Here is a 20,806-nt window from a genome sequence, read left to right as displayed (position 1 = left end):
TATTAACCTTTAAATTACTAAGTTCTTCTTAATTAAAAACATGAGAGTTATCTCGATTACGGTTAATACTGTCTTTTATTCCCTTATTCTCTTTTGGTTTAAAAAAAGGACTCGTTGATTTTACCAATGATATTAAGCTTAATGGTGAATTTTCACTGTTTTTATTAATCATGGGTAAAGTAGATTTAGGTTTATCAATTTGCAATAATTCTTTAGAACAATCAGCAAGCCCTATACCTAACTGGCCTTGGTCGTTATTACCAAGCGCGTATAACTTTCCTGAAGAATCAATATAAATTGTATGGAATTCATGCGCATCAAAATTAATTATATCTACCGCTATTTTTTTAAAAAAACTAAAATAAGGGATATCTGAAACTTCTAACTGTCTTGCTGAATTAATACCAGCAGCCATAAGGTCTTGGTTACTCATCAAAATAAAGCTCGCTAAATCGGTAGCTTTAATTTTAATAGCCTGTTTAATTGGTAATAGAGTCCAATTTTCACAATGAGTAATTTTATCGTCTAAACCTAATAAGCCATGTTTATTTGACCCTATACCATAAACACTACCTTCAGCCGTTAATAATAAGACATGCTCTTTACCAGCTGATATGTCAGCGATATTGAGGTTTACTGGTATTTGCAGCCACCGGGGTAATAATTTTAAATTATTATTAATGATTAAAGGCTTTAAATGATTGTTACCAAGTTGATAAATGCCATTTTTATCAGAATATGCTGTCGTAAAATCGCAAGCTATGATTTTTTCAACATCATTTTTAGTAGATACACACTGTAATTGGATTTTTTTTAAAGCATCTTTCTTAAAGGATAATTGTTGCTCTGCATTATTGCCCATTATCCAAATTCTTTTCTTTTGACTAAGCATAATTGCATGTGTAAATCCGACACTTAAATAAGCAATGGGCTCTATTCCTATTATTTCAGAAGGCGCTAACCTTTTTTCCTCACCTAATAAACCTAATTGGCCATAATTATTAGCACCCATAGCAAAAACCCGGCCGCTTTCTAATAAAATAAGACTAAAATTATACCCGCAAGCAATCTTCTTTACTTTAATTTCCTCGGCTAAATAATTATTAACAAGTTGCGTTAATTGCTTATTTAAGTGCTTAAATTTAACGACTTCAGCTAAGGGTAAATTAGCAAAAATTTGAAATAAAATTTCTATGGGTAGCTTTTCAAAAATATTAAACTTTTCCGAAACAGGCATATATTTTAGACAACTAAAAATGTAGAATTATAAATTAGTTGCCTGAAAAACACATCTTATTACTATTTAATATTGATTGGTTAATAAATTCATGCTCTTCATTTTTATTTAAGCAATGAACTATTGCGTTAATGGTAGTTATACTAATATCTGAGCCTAATGTATCTCTTATATTATTTTCATTGATATAACTTTGCCAGATCTCTTTAATATAAGGTTTATTAAATGCCTCTACTAAAGCATTATCGATAGCACTCATTTGCTTCCATACATACTTATCCTTATCCCTAATTTTTTCAATTAACTTTGCATAATAAGCTGAAACAGCCAGATTAAGTACTTTTTCAGGTTTTATTTTTTTATCTTCAACAGCTTTGATAAGATCCTTAAGGAGATCTTTTTTAACGCGATTAACCGCATGTTTATCAAGGGCCTTTAAAAAATCTATTACCGCTTGTTGCAGAGGTGTTAAATGTTTTTTTATTGGGGGTGTTAATTTTTTAGTGAAAAAATTTCCAGATAAAACTGTAGTTTTAATGTCTTGCTGGATTGATGAACTACTGTTGGATTGAGAATGTTGCGGTAAGGGTAATGGTGCTCTACTATCATAACAACACACTAACTTTGTTAACATACTTGGAAAAGGGTAATTTTCTTGAGTATAAACACCATAAGTAGATAGATGCCCCATAGCCACGGCCCAAAGATCAACGATTAAACAGTTATTTAAGTCTTCTAAGTTATCTGACTGATGCCCAATCAAAAGAAAAGTATGCGTCCCTAAGCCATTGACATGACTAACCATTTTTATATCGATAGAAGTAAATTTATCGGCTGCAATAAACTTTAGAAGATGATCAGCTGCTAATTGGGCAAAACTATGACATTCGCCCATTTTCATTTGAGCAACATGTTTTGCAGTTTCTGCAATATTTCTACGTGTATAATAAGGAAGAGCACCTGTGCCTATTGTTTGTGGACCATTATAATTCTTTTTCGCTTTAGCTAATACTTGTTCCTTCCAATCCGGATGAATACATTCAGGAAATCTTATTGCATCTTTAGCGCCATATTCTAATAGGTTTAATTGATAAAGATAACTAGTCAACCAGGTAGAAATAAAAGTATCAGAAGGTATTTTACGATTTACGTCAGGCAAACTATTAAAGCGCGGGTTATTAATTACGAACTGAAGAATTTGTAGAGCATAAGCTGATCTATGCTTTTGATTATTAATATATTCTTGTGGATTGGCCAAGAAACTATTTAATTCAGAATCATTTTTTATAATTTCTAAAAATTTTTTTACAAATGCAATAAACTCTTCCGAAGGTATTGATTCTTGCTCCGCTACAAAAGTGGCAATGAATTTAGTTTTCTCTGATTTATCTTGGCAATTTTTAAGCCTGTCTAAAATACGCTCTACTTCTTCTGGTTCTGATATATATCGTTCACAGACTAATTTAAAAGAGTTCTCAATTTCATCATCACTATGATCAGCCATTCTACCCCTGATCATATTACCTGTATCAGTAATTAGCCGATTTCTTTCCTGAACCTCTAAAGCATTAATATGATTTCTAATCTTATTAACGCGTAGGGTAGATAAGCCTTCAAAGTTTCTGCGCATTTCATACAATTTGTCTTTAATTTAAACATATGATACAAAAATAAAATTAAGAGAAGATTAACTATGCATAAAAATCGATCAAAAAAGATCATTAAATATGGAAAATAGGCAAAAAAGGCTCGCCGAAAGCCAATTTAATTTTTTTCGTTAAAAATAGCGTTAATTCGAATTTTTAAGATGGAAGCTAAGAAAAATTTATTGATTATTCAAGGAATTTTAAAAAATAATCAGAGCTACTTAAGTTTATCCTTTATTATCAACAGCAAATCTACTTAGGTTGATTTCAAATTAAAACTATTATCTAAAATATAAACTCTATAATAATTGTATGGCTAGTATTTAATAAATAGGTAAAATGAATGATACCTAGTATAGATTTAGATCCACTATTTGTAGATAAATTATCTGGTTTAGAGAAAGTTGCATCGCAAATCTATGCTGCCTATTCTACTTATGGATTTGGGCAAATTATTAATCATCGAGTGCCGAAACAAGCTATTAATGATATATATCAGGCTTCAAAAAATTTTCATCAGCTACCTTTTGCAGAAAAAAATAAAATCCGATTTACAAAGAATTTAAGAGGGTTTTTACCCGTTAATAGTTCAACCCTGAAAATAACAGAATTAGGTGGGCAAAAAAGAGTAATCAATCTGAATCATTTATATTGCTTAATGATATACCTAAGGATAATCCAGAATTCTTTTCAGTATTGGGTGGTATACAAGTATGGCCAACCCAATTACCAGAATTTAAAAAGCAAGTATTAAACTATTATTTAGCATTAAGGAAACTTAGTAAGTTGCTAATTAGAGCGTTTTCTGTCGCGCTAGGTTATTCGCCCAATTATTTAGATAGATATTTTCGCCAGCCTAATGTTTTACTTAGATTACTCACCTATCCACCCCCCCCTAATGCACCATCTGATTTATATGGCTCAGCGCCGCATACTGATTACGGTTGCATTACATTATTACATCAGGATAATAGTGGAGGATTACAAATACTTACCGATAATAACCAGTGGCTCGATGTTTTGCCAAGAGAAGACAGCTTAATTTTAAACACCGGCCACATGATGACGATTTGGTCTAATGGAAAGTTGAAAGCAACAAAACATCGCGTCATCAACACAAGCAATAACCAACGCTATTCTATCCCATTGTTTTATAATTGTAGTTTGGACACGACTGTATCTCCGCTACAAAAATGTGTCTCGCCAGAAAATCCTGCCCATTTTGAGCCAATTCACTATGGTGATTTTATAAAGAAAATATTGCTTGCAAATTATACTTTCACAGGCTTAACTAAACCCATTTGAGAATCAGAAAAAGTTTTATTTAATAAAAAAGCTAATCTATAACCTGCTAAAGCTAATTGTTTTTCAATTATCAATGAATTTCTAGCTAAATAGGATGCATCAGGTTCTCCAGCAAAATCTAAGTTATATATATTTTTTGCTATTTCATAGCCCTCTTTATGCCACTCCTCGGGATCAAATATAAAATCTTTATGATTAAAATGATTTAATGGTTGATTACGCATAATAATAGCCGTGATTAATTCCACATTAATAAGATCTTTTGAATTATATGGAAATCCATAACCGACAAATAACGTCATTCCACTATCCCAAAGCTTATGCAAATTATTCAAAACATCCCCGTTTTCCTCTTTAAAAAATATTAAGTACTTATTTCCACCTTCATCACCCTGAGGAAACTGCTTAGAATATAAACTTGAATTATGAAGGGGTTGATGTATATCACCGACAAAATGTATTAGCATGGCTAAAGATCTTACTTTAATACTGGGGTTGCCATCAGGGTGGCTTAAATTTTCAGTTAACTGTTGAATTGCCCATACTACATTTTGGTTATATATTTTTTCAGGCATAGATCCATCAATGCTAATAGGATCATCTTTAAAATGCCAATTAAACATAGTAAATAGGAAATTTGGTTTGGAGAATAGATGATCTGGCCAAACGGCTATTTTCATCATGCTTCTATTAGGATATTTAGCATCGTAATTATATTGATAGTAAGGATTATTTTCTTGTTCCATAATAGGCAACAATTTTTTAATGTCTTCTTTTGCTTTGACACTTAAATGCTGATAAGCAATATTTGCTACCAGCATATGCCCCATTTCCCACCAAGCAAAAATTTTGAAAGGAAGGGTTAAACCTATAAATAATAGAACAATCCTTTGCATTATAAAAACTCCTTGTTTAAATCACTTTTACTAAAGTCAATTATGTGAGCGATTGTCATCTGAATAACAGTGGCACTTACAATGAAGGTTTGCAAGCACTTAAGCATTAATGAAGCAGCGCAAAATTCAGGCTTTATTCGCCGAATTAGATTGTATATAAAAGATGTTATAATAAGTATATAGAAAAATGAAAAAATCTTAGTTGAGGCATTTTTATGAATCACCTGAAAAATAAAGAAAATCAGCCAAAGAAAAGTGATTTGAATTCTAAAAAATCAGATGAAGAGATTATAGACGAAACTTTAAAAGAAACTTTTCCAGCAAGTGATGCACCTTCCTGGTATGGTGGAAAAGATATAAAAAACCGATATAACCCAGATTTCACTCCCTAAACTAGTTAGCAATGCCAATTTTAAATCAAAAAATTAAAAATCATTCATGAAAAGTTAGATAGTTTCATATAAATTGCATTGATATAAAACTGCAAAATTATTGATTAATCTTATTCCATAAAGTATTATTTTTTCCTTCTATGATAGGCTATAAAATTTTAATTATTTATTTAAAAGGTTAATGATGTTTAATATGAGAACAACAATTGAAAATAAAAAAGAAGAAAAAGATAGTTCAAGAGCACTAATAAATGCCCTAAAACAAGCTATTAAAGAATACTGTTGTACTCCCTTTTTCGCCCTATCCTATCTATCCTATGGTTTACGTCAGGACGTAGCAGTACAAAATATTATTGAACTTGAAGAATTAGAAAAGAAATATGGCGATAGTGAAATCCCTAGAAAAGAAATTATGGCTTGTTTAATTTCTACAGGACCTTCCTTTTCAAAATTAGTTTATGATTGCTTCGATCAATTTCCGGAAACCGAGGAAAAAAATACAAACGTAATAAATTATTGATAAGATATTAATTATATCTAATCTTCTCTATTAATTTGTAATTAATAAATTCTACTTTATTATCTATCCTTATAATAAGCCCCCTATTTAACTGATAGATAAAATATGCTGGTAGCCATGTTTTATTTGTATAAATAGATATCGATTTTTTCTCATAAAAATTGGCATCCAGTCCTTCTGTAAACCCCTGAATATAATAAATTACAGAAAATATAATTAAGAAAAGCACATGTATAATGATACTGCCAAATTTATCTACTAAATTTTTATTTCGTGAAACATGTACCCATAAAAAGATAATTAGGCCAAACAAGGCATAGTAAAGAAAATTTAATAATAAAGAACGACTAGCAGTAAAGTAATATACTACAAAGCCAATGCCTACTATAAAAAATGACAGAATAAAAAACCAAAATTCTTTGCTGAAATTAAAATGTAGTTTTTTTTCCTGACGACTTGCAAAAATTACTTCAAAAAAGAAATACCCCATTATTATGGGCATAAAATCACTAACTATATCTGGTGTAAATTTAATTACTGCACCTATTATATCTACAAAGGAAATAGGTAATATTTCGAGTGAAATACCTGCAGCGTTAATAAAGCCCGCCATGTAAAGAATGGATGTTAAAAAAATTAAACCAAATATCAAGGCTACTATGCTTCCTAAAGGTTGTAATAAGAATTTGTCCATGTTCATTTCAAGAATTAAGTTCTTCAACTTATGTCCCATAATCACTCCTTAATTTAAGAACCAGAGGCTTTGTATATTTCCTTAGATTAAAGTTAAATTTAAGTATACAAAAAATTAAAAGACCTTAAATAAAAATACTAGACTTGTCATTTTCCTTAAAGTATTTTTGCGTTCCAAAAATAGTTCTACCTAATATAAAGTACTTTTCTCCATAGGCCTAATTAAGTTAACGGCTCTAAGTCATAAAATTTTCTAATGGTTAATTTTAAAATACTTATGTATTACCAATTACTTTTAATATTTTTATTGCGTAGTTATTTTTTGAACCTTGTGCAATTGATATAAAATTTTTAGGTAATGTGCTAAATATAAATATAGTTTAATATTTTGACAATTAGATAATAAATTCTTATGATTTTTACTAATTATTAATTTAAATTAATTTAAATCTGGTTTATTAATGTAATTTTTGGCCGTTAGGGACGTTAGATTCTGTTGTAGCTAGATATATTGCGCCTTGTTTGTCAGCAAAACCTACTAGTAAAAATTGTGAGGTAAAACCCGCAATATTTTTCTCACCTAAATTTACACAACCTATTACTTTCCGCCCTATAAGATTTTCCATCGTATAGTGAATAGTAATCTGTGCAGATGTTTGTAAGATACCTAAGGTTGGCCCAAAATCGACCCAGACTTTATAGGCAGGCTTTTTAGCTCGTGGGAATAAATCTGCTTTAACAATTGTTCCGGCACGTAAGTCAACATTTTCAAAATCTTTAAAAGTTATAATCATAATTACCCCACGCTTACAAACTTAAAGTATAATAGTATAAATTCAGTTAGGATTTTATGGCATAAAAAACTTTATTCAGATATGAATACTTATCTTTTTGTTAAAACATTACATGTTATTAGTTCAACTATCCTATTTGGTACCGGAATGGGTATTGCTTTTTTTATGTTCCGTTCAAAGTTTACTAATAATTTGCACGAAAAGTATTATGCAATACGTAATACAGTTTTAGCAGACTTTTTGTTTACAACCCCTGCTGTAATTGTGCAACCTTTAACCGGCATTTGGTTAATTTGGTTGCTTGGTTATCCTTGGAATGCTAATTGGCTTATAATGAGCTATTTTTTATATGGTTTAATTGGTTGTTTCTGGTTACCTGTGGTCGGGATTCAAATTAAACTTCGTAATATACTTGCATCCTGTATAGAAACACATAGCGACCTACCCTCTCAGTACTATAAACTTTTTAAAATATGGTTTTTCTTAGGTTTTCCAGCTTTTTTCATGCTAATTTGTATTTTTTATTTGATGATCGCAAAAGTTAGTATTTAATTTTGGAGAAAATTTTCACTTAGCTTCTCTTTTAATAAAAATGGTAGCTACCATATTAGTCTTAATATTAAGTTAAGGTATTCTTGCTAAGATAAACTAACTGCAAAGAATTTAAACATTTAAATCATGTACCTTAAGTCAGAATCTTCTCCTGTTACTACGCCCTCACGTAGTAAAGATGCTTGCTTTAATAGTAATACTTTAGCATGGAAGCTACAAAGCAAGAATCCTTTTGCTTATTTAATCTTAAATAAAAAGGGTATTACTATAGCAACAAGTGAATTAGATAACCCCTTACAAAAAGTTGCTTTTTTGCGACAAGAATCAGAAACCGAGGAAAAAGGTTCTTCTTACGTTTATATAGTTTTTCGTGGGGAGATGGCATCCTCTTACCCTTCAATCCCAATTCAATTAATATTTATGAAAAGAAGATATTTTGGTAGTGAGGATAGCCTGCATCCTAAGGTGTATGAAGTTGCCATAGACAATTTTAAGATTGAAGATATATGTAATATTTATAACATTAAATTAAATATAGATATAAAAGATGGTAAACCATATTATTATTTTAGTGGTGAATTTAAAATAAGTCTTGAAGTTAGATCGCTTGCTTCATTACTTAATAAAAAATTAGAATATTTTATTTTTGATACACGCGGTACCAAAACGGACGATTTTAGGAAAGAAACAAGCCCCCAAGTGGATTGCTATATACCTAGAGATTGTATGCGATTCAATCCTCAATATGATGAATTTTTAGAAAAAAAAATGATCTTTCCTGAATCAAGAGATGATGACGAGACTAAATTTTCTAAAAGTGAAATAGCGCTTCAGGCGCCTAGCGCTCTTTCAGGTGGAGGGATGGAGAAAAGCACTGCTGTAGCAGCCGCGTTAGCAGCACCTGCCGCTGTTGCAGATGATGAAACTAAATTTTCTAAAAGTGAAATAGCGCTTCAGGCCCCTAGTGAACTTTCAGTTGGAGGAATGGAGGACAGCACTGCTGTAGCAGCCGCGTTAGCAGCGCCTGCCGCTGTTGCAAGAGTTGAAGATTTAATCAAATCACCAAAAGCGGCAGGCTCAAAGCGAACATTTTCAGATATCAGTTTTTCTGAACCTATCCTTGCTGCTCAGCCTGAAGAACCGAGTCAAACCCATGTAGAAGCAAGGTATTCCTTGGAAAATCAAAGTCATGGTGAAGCTGCTGAAACGAATAAAAATACTAATTTAATATTCTGTGAGAAAATTTTAGGTTCAAAACGTTTATTTTCTGATGCTTGCCTACTTGATTCTAAGCCCTATGCCCCTGTTGCAGGCGTACCAGAAAAAAAGCATGATGAGAATGAAGAAAAGCAAGAGGAAATAGAGCCAACTTTAAAAAAAGCAGCTCAAGTTGTAATAAAACGGAAAGGTTTATTTTCTCACTCTAATACATCTGATGAAAGAAAATCTAGTACTGCTGAAGACGAACAATTAACTGCCCCTGAACTAAATTAAAATTTCTTGGATAAAGATTTTATATTTTAATTAAATTAGGTAATGTGCTAAATTACATATTAGTTTTTCTTGTTAATAAAGGTATCTTGATAATATTATTGTCTTATTTGTCCATCACCATAAACAAGCCATTTATAGCTTGTTAGCGCTTCTAAACCCATTGGCCCGCGAGCATGAATTTTTTGAGTACTAATCCCTATTTCTGCTCCTAAGCCAAACTGTCCACCATCTGTGAATGCTGTTGATGTATTGACATAAATTACGGCAGCATCAATTTCAGCCATAAAACGCTGTTGCGTTTGTTGATCTTCTGTAATAATAGCTTCGCTATGATGAGAAGTATAGTTTTGAATATGAGTAATAGCCTCTTGCAAGGAAGATACTGTCTTAATTGAAAGTTTATAGTCTAGATATTCTTGGCCGAAGTTTTCTTCCTTCGCTTGAAATAAAAGATGCTTTGGGTAAAATGTATTTAAAGCCTGATAACTCTGCTCATCGGCATAAATCTTTACCTGCTTATCTGCTAATAATTGTATTAAAAAAGGTAAATCATCTAGTCGGTCTTGATGTACAATAAGGGTATCTAAAGCATTACAAACACTGACTCTGCGCGTTTTCGCATTATCAATAATAACTTGCCCTTTTTTTAAGTTACCACTTTTGTCAAAATAGGTATGAACTATACCTGCACCTGTTTCTATTATAGGCACTTGTGCATGCTTTCTTACAAAATTTATTAATTCTTGACTTCCTCTAGGAATGCATAAATCAACATAATCATTCGCTTTTAGAAGCTCACTGGTTAACTCACGCTCTGGCGGGAAAAGATAAACAATGTTGGAATTTAAATTAAACTCATTTAACACCGTTTTAATTAAAGAAATTAAATATTGATTTGAGTAAAATGCTTCTTTCCCCCCTTTTAATATACAAGCATTTCCTGTTTTAAAACAGAGGCTAAAAACATCTAGGGTAACATTAGGGCGGGACTCATAAATAACAGCAATCACACCAATAGGAACTGTTATTTTTTGAATAACTAGACCATTCGGCCGTTTATTTTCTGCAATTATCTTTCCTAATGGATTTGCTAATTTAGCAACCGCTTCAATATCAGATGCAATGGCTCTAATTCTTTCCTCATTTAACAATAACCTATCATATTTAGGATCAGCTGTATCCATACGTAAGAGATCTTTTTCATTTTCTATTATTAATTCTTTACTAAAATCTCTAACAAGCGTCGCTAGTCTATTTAAAACATCTACCCGTGTAGAAAAGTCTAAGTTTTCAAGTTCATAGAAAGCTTTTTTAACTGCATCCAACCGACTAGTAATTTCAGAATTCATAATAATTTATTTCGCTATAAAATATGTAAGTAGTCATAATGAATAAAGGCGGGCTTATTTTTTTCACCTAGATATTCTTCTAAACGTTTATCATCATAGCGGGCAAGGCCCATACCAACTTTTTCATTTCGAGAATTTAAGATATCAACTAAATCACCTTTTTTCCATTCCCCTGTAATGTTCATAATGCCAACAGGAAGAATACTAATTATTCTTTTACTTTCTTTTAGTAAAGATAGTAAATTATCATTAATTATAATAGCAGGTAGTTGCTTTTTATTATGAAGTGCAATCCACCTTTTTATATTAGATGTTTTTTTCTTAGCTAAAATAGATGTGCCAAGCGATTCTTTATTAACTAGTCGGCTAATAATTGAGTCTGTATTGATATTAGCGATTGTTGTTGTTATTCCTAAGCTTGACATTTTACGAGCCGTACTTAATTTTGATAACATCCCTCCTCTCCCTAAAGAAGATTTAGAGGTTGAAACAGTAGGCCATCCTTGATTAGGATCAATAAAGTGAATTAATTTTGAATCCGGATGCTTAGGATCGCCTGTAAAAACACCATCAACATTAGTTAGGATTATCAACTGATCAGCATTAACTTGAGCTGCAATAAGACCTGCTAATTCGTCATTATCAGTAAACATTAATTCTTCAATAGCTACAGAATCATTCTCATTAATAATAGGAATAATATTTTGATGTTTCGACAGTTCTTGTAATAAGCGGGCAATGTTTAAGTAATGTTGGCGGGTTTGAAAATCTTGCTTAGTTAAGAGAAGTTGCGACACTAAAATATTTTCAGATTTAAATAAAGATGAGTAGATATTAATCAACTCAGGCTGACCAATTGAGGCAAGCAGCTGTTTTTCTCCCACAGTATTACTAGATTTTTGTAAAAAAGATTTAGAAATTTTACGGCCTGAGCCTACTGCGCCTGAACTAACTAAAATAACCTGATGTTTATCATTTAATAATTTAGCAATTTGATCAACAATTGTCACTAGTATGGACTCTATAGGGGTTCCATCGCTCTTTAATATGCTTTGTGTACCAATTTTAATAACGATTTTCATAATTTTATCAGCATAGTAAATATGTAGTTATAAGCACTCCCTATTATCATTAAGTCCTTAATTTATTAAAATTTTATAGCCTAAAGAGGTAAATTAGCATACTAGGATTAAAAGCAAGCAATGATAATAGTGTAGTCAACAAAAATCATCGATAGCAAATGTACAATGACAATTTTACTTATTTTCATACTTTATGAAAGTAATTTTACCACTTCTTTCTAAAAAACCATATTTTACACATTTAATATCATCTGTATTAAGCTGTTCTCGTATTGCACCCTCTAAATCGCTATATGTAATATTATAACAAGCTAAACTACTTTCACACACCTTGCCATTTTCAATAAGTAAATGAGCTTTCCCTTTAAACAAACTTTCTATTTGAGGAAAGCAAAAAGTCAATTTTGCTAGCAATTTGTGTAATATTACTAAAGTAATGGTTGCTACTAAGGTAGACATAAGCGTTGCAGGACCATTAATACCTCGACCTATTAAACTCCCTAAAGTAATAATTAATAAGGTATCCATCACTGTATTTAAATTATAGCGATGGTTTCCAAAACGAAAAAAAATAACAGAAAACAGAAACAATAGAATTGCCCTTAAGAAAATATAAATTAAATCATGACTTTCATTAAGGGCAGATAAAAAATCAAATATCATTAAGCTAAATTCCTAACACATTTTAAAGTAATGGTATACCTGTGATTTATTAATATTTAAATTGTTAAATATTAATTTTAGCTATTTATAAAAAAGCTATGCCCTCTTCTTGCAGTGATTTTTTAATTGAAGCACGCTGATTAAGTTCTTTTGCAAATTGCTCTAAATTAGGCCATTCACTTAAGTTTAATTGAAATTTCTTTGCCCAAAGTAGCATAACAAAGAGGTAGGCATCAGCAATAGTAAAATGATTACCCATTAGATAAGGCTGCTGCATATGCTGATTTACAAATGATAATTTGGATTTTATGATAGGAATAAAAATGTTACTTTTTACTTGCTCAGATAATTTAGGATTAAATAAAGCGCCAAAACTTTTATGAACTTCTGTAGTAATATAATTCACCCATTCTAAAACTCTGTAACGCTTTAGGTCACCAATTTCTGGTAATAAATCAGTTGCTTTAGCTTCATCCACAAGATATTGTAAGATTACAGCATTCTCAGTAAGAATTTCACCATTATCTAATTCTAATGCAGGTACTGCCCCTTTAGAATTGATTGTTAAATAATTTTTCCCTGTTTCTGTTCTTTTTTCTTTTAAGTCAACTGATTCAAACTGTGCTTTAAGACCTAATTCATTAATAATAATTCGCTCAACTAAAGAACATGCACCTTGCGTATAATAAAGCTTCATTACCTCTCCTTATTTTAGGGAATAATAAAATATGAAAGAATTTAATTATTATTTAGTGGTTCCGTTTTTATTTCTTTTTCTTTAGCAATAGCTAGTAAAATTTTTTCTTCTAAATCCTTAGCTTTTAAAATATTTGTATTAATGCCATTACTAATAATGGAAAAAATATATTCTTTACCATCAGGTGCAGCTAAATAACCAGACAAAGAAGATACATCATGCATTGAACCTGTCTTGGCAGCAATTTTTCCTGCCAATGATGTTTTTTTCATTCTATCTTTTAAGGTACCTGAGCGACCCATTTTTGGTAAGATAGTTAAAAATGTTGGACCAATAGCTTCATCATGATATAAGTCTGAAAGTAAAACAACGAGTTGCTCAGGCGTAATTAAATTATATCTAGTACCTACTCCATCAGCTATTTCTAATTGTTTCATATCTAGATGTGTATGCTCAGTCAAGATAGTTTTTATACTATATGCACCTTGCTTATAAGTACCATCGCCGGTTAAGGTAACGGCTAATAATTTTGTAATACTATCTGCATAAAGATTATCAGATTCTTCCAACATATGTGCTAGCAATTTAGTTAACTCGTCAGATTCTACTTGGGCGATAATTTGCACCTCTTTTGGAGCTTTACCAGAAATGACTTTTCCTTTTAATTCAATACCATTTTTGGCTAATGTTTGGTGAATAATCTCTTGAGCAAATAATTCTGGATCAGGTACAGATAAATGCATACGTTTAGCTTGCTCAGCTTGCGCAATACAGCCGTAAAGACGAATCTGATTTTCTTTAATCAATTGAATATTTAGTGAGCAATGCTCTTTTTCTTCTGCCTTGCTAACTGTTGTTACATCGTTAATAAGCGTTAAGGGATTATGAAGTACTTTGGTGGTGAACTCAGGGACTTTATTAAGCTTAGTTGCCCTCACATCGTAAGCAACTGCATTTTCATTAATTATGATAGCACTACTAGGTGCTGCGTAATACCATCCTAAATCATCATAAGATATACCTGGAGCATAAAATGGTGGTTTAAAAATTGATGCATCGACAATTAAATTACCGTCAATTTTATTTATACCAAGCTTAGGAAGCTGTAAAAGTAAATCTTGTAATTTCTCCGCAGTTAATGAAGGAGAGCCACTAAAAATAAGAAATATATCTTTATTTACCTTTCCTAATTGAGTTTTATAACGGTAATTTGGCCCTAATTTATACAATGCGGCGGCTGCTGATAACAATTTTATATTACTTGCAGGATAAAACATTTTATTAGCATTCCGTTGATAAACAATTTCACCCGTTTTTAAGTCTTTAATATAAACACCAACGTTGGCCAAAGGGAGCGTTTTATTAATTAAGTTATCTATTTCAGTAGAGAGCGGTGTTTGAGCATATAATAGATTGGAAAAAAGTAATCCGATGCAGAGTTTATAAATTTTTATTAGCCACATAATATGTAATGAGAGAAACCATTTATTTATTCTGATTGTTTACCCTCAAATCATCAAGTCTTAATAAATTTTTTTTAGTAATTAAAAAAATATACATAGAAGTACTGCTTTTATTTTACGCTAAATAGTATCATTTTGGTTATAGCTAACTTTTAAAGTTCTTTGAGTAATAATATTACTCATACTTAATAAATTTTTATTAAATTTAAATATTAACTGCCACTTTCGCAGCAACAGCCAATTGATAAAGCATTGATGACATCATACCAGTTAGTTTAACGCCACTTTCTGTTTGCTTTGGTAAAATAATCAGTTGATCACCACCTTGTAAGCCAACTTTTCCAGATTGCCAAGAATTTTTTATTAGATGTACTTGACCATTCTGTCTAATTAGCAGAAATTCAGATTGATTAGCAGTTTTTTGAAAACCACCTGCTGCTTTAATATAATCAATGAGTCGATAGTTAGGATTCACCGACAGTGAAATAGAATTAACCACATCCCCGCTTACAGTAACTACTGAAGAATTAATAGGGATATTAATGACATCATTATTTTGTAATAAGATAGTATCCCATTGATCTCTAGAGCCTAAAACAACTTGACCTTTCGTTTCCACTTGTTTAGCTTCTCGGACAAATTTACTGATCAGTTCAGAGCGCGCTGCTTGAAGTTTTGCATCATCACCTGTTAACGTTTCGCTTGTCATTGTCTGACGTTGTAAGCGGGTGAGATTTGCATTTAGAGCTTCCTTTTGTTGCTTAGCTACAGATTCACGAAATAACTGAACATTATCAATATTTGCATTTGGAGCAAGGGGTAAGGTTTTTAAGAATTGGCCTAAAGAAGTGCCTTGTTCTACTACATATTGGTGTGGGCCTTTGACCTGCCCTTTTACGGTAATTAAAGTCTGCTCAATTTCTTTATCAGCGATAAAGGTAATTCTATCACCTGCTTTAATAATTACAGGTTTTGAGGCATGGATTTGCTCATACAAAAAAGTTGGTTCCATCCCTTGGTTACGTTGAATGCGCACATAGGTAGCGGTGGGTTCAACATTAGCTAAGCGCATCAAAGTAGAAAGCGGCGCTTCTTGTTTTAAGAGTTCATATTGATAAGGGCTTTTAACATCACCTGCTACTGAGACTATATATTTTTGCGCTCGCACTAAAATAGTATCACCTTGATGCAATTGAAAAGCATTAACATTACCTTTTAAAAGAAAATCATAAAGATCAATTTGCCTCAGTGGCTGACCATCACGTATGACTGCAATATCTCGGAAACTACCTTCACTTAAGTTAATTCCACCGGCAGCACATAAAAAATAAATGACTGAATCAGATGACAGGCCATCATAAAGACCTGGTGAGTTAACAAAGCCTGCGACATATATTTGCACTGGTTGGGCCGTGACTAAATCTGCATAAAGGTTAACTCCTTTTTTAAAACTCTTTTTCACATTTTTTTGAATGACATCATTTAATTTTTGGTTTTCAATTCCTTCAACTTTAACAGGACCTACTTCAGGAATAAAAATATTACCTTGACTATCCACCGTCAATTTTTGTGATAATTGATAAGCGCCCCATAATTGGATATTTACTTCATCACCAACTGTGATGCGATATTCAGGATTAAAAAATCGCGCTTGATGTAGCCGTTCACATTGCTGACCAAACAGATTACGGCCAAATATTGGGAGCTTCTGATTTAACACAGCGCCCATGTGCGTGGTAGATTTTAAATGAATATTTGATTCTTCATCATCAATAGGATCATTATTTTTATCTTCGCTATTATTTGAACTTGAAAAATTTCTAAATGTTGGCGTAGCAGTGTTTTTAGCTTGCTCAATAGAAGTTTTTTGTACTTGTTCCATTGAAGAAGATATTGTGCCTGGAGAGCGACTAGTAGAATTTTGTTCTACTGCAAAGACTGACAGGGGCAGAAATAATATGGCAAATACAAACTTCTTCAATCCCTATGCTCCTTAACAATGATGATAGCCATCTTTGTTAAAACAAAAATAATTAAAAGAAAAAATAATAAATTGACTAAATCATAAAAAGGCAATGGCTTGCTTGGCTCATCAGGTAAATTAGGTCGCTCAATTTCAATTAATAGATTTTGATTTTTAGCAAGGTTAACAGCAGCTGCATCAAAGGCTTGCTGTGCTGCTTGATATTCTGCTTGGGCAAATTTAAGTTGAAGTTGCACCCACTCAAAATCTGTCATAATTTTATTTAATTTACCATTTTTTTCTTTATTACCTAATAGTAAGTTTGTTTGCTGCTCAATTTGCTCTTTTAAGGCTTTAATTTCTTCTGTGAGAGTCACTATTTTATTTGAGTTAGGCTGCATAAAAGATGAGTAAGTAATTAACTCCGTTTGTTTCTCGACTAACGTTCCTTTAAGTTTTGCCATTACTGATGATACAACTTGTGCGGTCTCTTTAGGATCAAACAAACCATTTTGATTTTGCCACTCCATAACGTCCTTACCCGCTTGGAATAATTTATCCTTAGCAAGACCCAGCTTCATTTTTGCAAAAGCATACTGCTTTTTAGCCAATGTATTTGAAACTTTATTAACGAATTGTTTCGTGTCACGAATAATTTCTGCCACAATTTTTTTAGCTGCTTCTGGTGTAAAAGCAGCAGCGGTAATAATAATTTCATATGTTTCGGGCTCAACTACCGCTGTTACTTTATTGCGATAATATTTTAAAAACTCACTTTGCGTGGCTTTTTTATCTAATCGAGAAAGAAAATCATTTTTCTTAGACTGATAGTGATCCCGTATTCCAAAACGCTGTTCAATGTGAGATAAAATTTCTCGCGAGATAATATATTCTCGCGTTAAATAGATTTCAGAGGGCGCGGCATTACCCCCTCTCCATATGCCCATAACACCATTGACAGAATCGCGCTGATCATCTTGCTCAACTAAAATCTTTGCACTACTTTCATAAACAGGTGTTTGAATACAAAGAATATAAAATGCAGCAATAAGCCAGGGAAATAAAACTAAAAAAGAAAACAGTTTTTGAGTACTAACAAATAGTAAAAGACGTTCCCTTACAGGGTGCAATTTAAAAGCCAAATAAGTTTTATGATGTTGTAAGGACTTTATTTCAAGAGGTATTAAGTCGGTCCCACGCTTAATAATTCGTCGCAGCTGTTTCAAAGCTCAATCCATAAAAAACTATTTCATCCAAGGGTGCTGCACATTAATTTAAAGTCAGCCTCATTTCACTAGCTTTAATTAAAGAAAAATGACATTAAATTACATCTTAATAGATTTACCTATTATCTGCAAGGAGGAACTAGGCTACTAAATGAACATAAATAGATGACTCATACCAAAAGTGTGCCATTTATAATAAAAATAATATCTTTAACATACTTATAGTAATAGTTTATATAATTTCTTTTAGTTTTTAATATTAATAGAATAATAGATCTAATTATCACTTGCCAGGCATAACAATTGATGAGGCCTCTATTAAAATATCAAATCGATAGCGGGATTCACTCTTATTAAAGCTTAAGATTATATTTCTAGGAAATTACCGATTGGATTACATTAGCATTGATTACATTTACTTATTTAGTATTCAGCCTTGAATTGTCAGTGATAAAAAGTAGAGCCACATAAAAAAGTGTAAGTAAATTATCTAGACAAGAAAAGAAGCTCAAGTTTATCATTTACCTACGAAGAATATTGAGTTCAATATAATTAAATATAAAATATACTTTTATTATAAAATAACAAATATTTTTTAAGTAAAAGAGATATTTAAAAGGATGTTAAATATGATGGCAGACATTGATAAAGCCATAAAAACTGGTGAGTATCTTTTAGCAGAACACTTAGCTTTGCAGGCTCTTGCAGACAAACCGGGAAATTTAACTTTAAGATATCGAATAGGATCTATTTATCTAAGGCAAGGAAAACTTGAGGAAGCTGCATTACATCTAGAATTTTTCTATAAGCAAGACTCTAATAACGTAGCTAATATTTCAACTTATACTACTGTACTTGCTAGATTAGGACAATATGATTTAGCTTTTTCAATATTAAAAAGCTATGAAGATAAGTTTGGTATGAATTCAAGACTATTGTATACCAAAGCAGATCTATTTATACGATTATTAAATTGGCCAGTTGCTAAAAAATATCTTACCTTATACCGAGATAATTATGCCGAAAATCTAGCTGTAGAAACTGCATATTGTAGCGTTCTTATTAAGTTAAGAGAGTTTGATATCGCAAAGCAATTGCTAGAGCAGTTAAGAATTAAGTATCAATTTCATTCTCGTATCGAAACATTGATTAGGGAAGTGAATATTGAGTCTATACGTCATGAAAATACCTTAAGACATATTAAACAATCTCAACATAAGCCACTTGTAACTTATCTCGATCATTTAACAAACGCAGACACTTATTATGAATTTTATGATATAAAAATTGCTTCTGATAAATATAGGCATATTACGGAAGTCTTTCCTGAATATATAGAACCTAAAGTTGCACTTATTCAGTCTGCATTAGCAATGGGAAGTTTTACTAATGCACTTTACTTATGGGAGAATATTTTAAACAGCGAATTTTTTGACTTATCCTTACTTAGTCTAGAGAGATTAGCACAAAGTTATTCTTCTGAAAAAGAAATAGCTCATCTTGCCTTACGCACCAAGAAAAAGATAAAAAAAGAATTACCTAACTATAAACAAAACTTAAAAAAAATTGCTATAGTAGGTGGCTCAAATAGTATTATGCTGAAAGACTGGTGGCCTGCATTTAGAGAAACCATGCTTCGATTATATGGAATTAATGCAGATAATTATGGATTAGGAGGTATTTCTAGCTTATACGGTTTAACTTTAATTAAAGATAAACATCTATTTGAGCATTATGATTTACTTATTTTTGAATATACGCTAAACGATATATATTTTCATAGCTTAGGAGGTTATTCTGAACAGTTGATTCGAGCCATGACTGAAGAACTTGCGTATTTAGCATCAAAAACAAATTGTAAATTAATTTTCTTAGAATTATCGCCTTTAAGTGAGTTAGATAAGAGTCTTTACAATACATCAGTGATTGCAAATATTTACAAGCAAACGGCATGCAAATATAATATTAATTATTTTTCTGCTACTGATTTTATTAAAAGCGAGCTTTATTCTCGATCGAATATAGAACAATTGTATACAGATGATATGCATTACACATCAAGGTTTGCGCATAAGCTTAGTAATCAATTAATTAAAAAGATATTAACTGAACCGCTTCATCATCCTATATTTATCCCTAAAAAAAATAAAAACTTATTTAATTTACATGGTATTAATTTAATTAAACCAAACCAAGTTACAATAAAAGGAAAAAGCGTAGAAGTTTATCGAGAAACTCAAATAATAAAATCTCAATTTATAAAAATTGAGAAAATAGGTTTGATTGAGTTTAGCCTTAAACCTGGCCAGATGTTGTTAGGTATTATGATTAACTCAACCATTGCCACAGGGTATATCAAAATATATTTTGGCAAGGATAAAATATTTATAAAAAATATCTATGCTGAACGTGCATCCGCAGATAAAGAAAAACCCAGAATTTTTTTAAGGCAATTCTCTGAAGTTTTACAGGCAAAAACTTATACTAACGTGCGCATTACCCCTAATGTTACTATGGAAGACTTATCTAAATATCCTTTAGATATTACAGCCTATCCAGCAAAACCTTTGTGTGAATTAGATTCCCAAGAACTAGAATTTTCAGGATTACTAATTGCCTAATAATGAGTATATAACTTAGAGAGAACTTAACTAAATAGTAACTTTCTTTTTGCTTTCTCTTTAGATTTTCTCTGATTAATTATCTCTAGAACAACCTATATCTTTGTTTGAAATAAAACTGTATTAGTACTTCATATGATGTACTACATTTAATTTTTATATAAATAGTATTTAGATGCAATAAGTACAATATATGGATATGATTTCTTATCA

At 31.4% G+C, this 20,806-nt stretch carries 19 protein-coding genes; 7 read left to right on the top strand and 12 right to left on the bottom strand.

Annotation, left to right across the window (positions count from 1 at the left end):
• Positions 1-28: 28 nt before the first annotated feature.
• Complete coding sequence (locus DYH30_RS07465) at positions 29-1,237, bottom strand: F-box protein (RefSeq protein WP_115331054.1); 1,209 nt, start codon at positions 1,235-1,237, stop codon at positions 29-31.
• A gap of 34 nt (positions 1,238-1,271) precedes the next feature.
• Complete coding sequence (locus DYH30_RS07460; protein ID WP_115331053.1) at positions 1,272-2,867, bottom strand: hypothetical protein; 1,596 nt, start codon at positions 2,865-2,867, stop codon at positions 1,272-1,274.
• Between the two features lie 359 nt (positions 2,868-3,226).
• Here DYH30_RS07460 and DYH30_RS07455 point away from each other — a divergent pair, with 359 nt between their 5' ends.
• Together DYH30_RS07455 and DYH30_RS07450 are read left to right on the top strand one after the other, a co-directional pair.
• Complete coding sequence (locus tag DYH30_RS07455) at positions 3,227-3,637, top strand: 2-oxoglutarate and iron-dependent oxygenase domain-containing protein (RefSeq protein ID WP_115331052.1); 411 nt, start codon at positions 3,227-3,229, stop codon at positions 3,635-3,637.
• A gap of 32 nt (positions 3,638-3,669) precedes the next feature.
• Positions 3,670-4,188: a 2OG-Fe(II) oxygenase family protein gene (locus DYH30_RS07450; RefSeq protein ID WP_160116175.1), complete on the top strand. Its 519-nt coding sequence runs from the start codon at positions 3,670-3,672 to the stop codon at positions 4,186-4,188.
• On the opposite strand, the gene DYH30_RS07445 is transcribed toward DYH30_RS07450, so the two are convergent.
• Positions 4,155-5,084 carry a S1/P1 nuclease gene (locus DYH30_RS07445; RefSeq protein WP_115331050.1) on the bottom strand — a complete coding sequence of 310 codons (930 nt, stop codon included), beginning with the start codon at positions 5,082-5,084 and terminating at the stop codon, positions 4,155-4,157. The two genes, DYH30_RS07450 and DYH30_RS07445, sit on opposite strands and share 34 nt — an antisense overlap.
• A 215-nt stretch (positions 5,085-5,299) precedes the next feature.
• Between DYH30_RS07445 and DYH30_RS17930 the strand changes: the two genes are divergently transcribed.
• Both DYH30_RS17930 and DYH30_RS07440 read left to right on the top strand, forming a co-directional pair.
• Complete coding sequence (locus DYH30_RS17930; RefSeq protein ID WP_160116174.1) at positions 5,300-5,476, top strand: hypothetical protein; 177 nt, start codon at positions 5,300-5,302, stop codon at positions 5,474-5,476.
• Between the two features lie 193 nt (positions 5,477-5,669).
• Positions 5,670-5,996 (top strand): hypothetical protein, encoded by a 327-nt coding sequence (locus DYH30_RS07440; protein WP_131740599.1) that lies wholly within the window; start codon positions 5,670-5,672, stop codon positions 5,994-5,996.
• 7 nt (positions 5,997-6,003) lie between these two features.
• Here DYH30_RS07440 and DYH30_RS07435 read toward each other — a convergent pair whose 3' ends face one another.
• Together DYH30_RS07435 and DYH30_RS07430 are read right to left on the bottom strand one after the other, a co-directional pair.
• Positions 6,004-6,729 (bottom strand): hypothetical protein, encoded by a 726-nt coding sequence (locus DYH30_RS07435; RefSeq protein WP_115331048.1) that lies wholly within the window; start codon positions 6,727-6,729, stop codon positions 6,004-6,006.
• Between the two features lie 418 nt (positions 6,730-7,147).
• Positions 7,148-7,483, bottom strand: coding sequence for a tRNA-binding protein (locus DYH30_RS07430; RefSeq protein WP_115331047.1), 336 nt, complete (start codon positions 7,481-7,483; stop codon positions 7,148-7,150).
• A gap of 81 nt (positions 7,484-7,564) precedes the next feature.
• On the opposite strand from DYH30_RS07430, the gene DYH30_RS07425 reads away from it, so the two are divergent.
• Both DYH30_RS07425 and DYH30_RS07420 read left to right on the top strand, forming a co-directional pair.
• Complete coding sequence (locus DYH30_RS07425; RefSeq protein WP_115331046.1) at positions 7,565-8,035, top strand: DUF2269 family protein; 471 nt, start codon at positions 7,565-7,567, stop codon at positions 8,033-8,035.
• A 126-nt stretch (positions 8,036-8,161) separates the two neighbouring features.
• On the top strand, positions 8,162-9,529 hold the full coding sequence (locus DYH30_RS07420) for a hypothetical protein (protein WP_115331045.1): 1,368 nt from the start codon (positions 8,162-8,164) through the stop codon (positions 9,527-9,529).
• Positions 9,530-9,624: 95 nt separating this feature from the next.
• Here the strand turns inward: DYH30_RS07420 and DYH30_RS07415 are convergent, their stop codons facing one another.
• The 7 genes from DYH30_RS07415 to DYH30_RS07385 all read right to left on the bottom strand — a co-directional run bounded on the left by DYH30_RS07415 (position 9,625) and on the right by DYH30_RS07385 (position 17,972).
• Positions 9,625-10,878 (bottom strand): glutamate-5-semialdehyde dehydrogenase, encoded by a 1,254-nt coding sequence (locus DYH30_RS07415; protein ID WP_115331044.1) that lies wholly within the window; start codon positions 10,876-10,878, stop codon positions 9,625-9,627.
• A gap of 14 nt (positions 10,879-10,892) precedes the next feature.
• Positions 10,893-11,960 (bottom strand): glutamate 5-kinase, encoded by a 1,068-nt coding sequence (gene proB, locus DYH30_RS07410; protein ID WP_115331043.1) that lies wholly within the window; start codon positions 11,958-11,960, stop codon positions 10,893-10,895.
• 174 nt (positions 11,961-12,134) lie between these two features.
• Positions 12,135-12,623, bottom strand: a complete 489-nt coding sequence (locus DYH30_RS07405) for a DUF421 domain-containing protein (protein ID WP_115331042.1) — start codon at positions 12,621-12,623, stop codon at positions 12,135-12,137.
• Between the two features lie 85 nt (positions 12,624-12,708).
• The gene (gstA, locus tag DYH30_RS07400; RefSeq protein WP_115331041.1) at positions 12,709-13,320 is read right to left on the bottom strand and encodes a glutathione transferase GstA; all 612 of its coding nucleotides are present in this window, start codon (positions 13,318-13,320) and stop codon (positions 12,709-12,711) included.
• Between the two features lie 41 nt (positions 13,321-13,361).
• Positions 13,362-14,783 (bottom strand): D-alanyl-D-alanine carboxypeptidase/D-alanyl-D-alanine endopeptidase, encoded by a 1,422-nt coding sequence (gene dacB / locus DYH30_RS07395; RefSeq protein ID WP_115331040.1) that lies wholly within the window; start codon positions 14,781-14,783, stop codon positions 13,362-13,364.
• Positions 14,784-14,988: 205 nt separating this feature from the next.
• Positions 14,989-16,764: a polysaccharide biosynthesis/export family protein gene (locus DYH30_RS07390; protein ID WP_115331039.1), complete on the bottom strand. Its 1,776-nt coding sequence runs from the start codon at positions 16,762-16,764 to the stop codon at positions 14,989-14,991.
• Positions 16,761-17,972, bottom strand: coding sequence for a KpsE/RkpR family capsule polysaccharide export protein (locus tag DYH30_RS07385; protein WP_115331038.1), 1,212 nt, complete (start codon positions 17,970-17,972; stop codon positions 16,761-16,763). Before DYH30_RS07385 ends, DYH30_RS07390 begins: the two co-directional genes overlap by 4 nt.
• A gap of 629 nt (positions 17,973-18,601) precedes the next feature.
• Here DYH30_RS07385 and DYH30_RS07380 point away from each other — a divergent pair.
• Positions 18,602-20,593 carry a hypothetical protein gene (locus DYH30_RS07380; RefSeq protein ID WP_115331037.1) on the top strand — a complete coding sequence of 664 codons (1,992 nt, stop codon included), beginning with the start codon at positions 18,602-18,604 and terminating at the stop codon, positions 20,591-20,593.
• Positions 20,594-20,806: the final 213 nt, after the last annotated feature.

The sequence above is a fragment of the Legionella busanensis genome, from assembly GCF_900461525.1.
Lineage (GTDB): Bacteria > Pseudomonadota > Gammaproteobacteria > Legionellales > Legionellaceae > Legionella_C > Legionella_C busanensis.
This window is presented reverse-complemented; position numbering and strand designations above follow the sequence as displayed.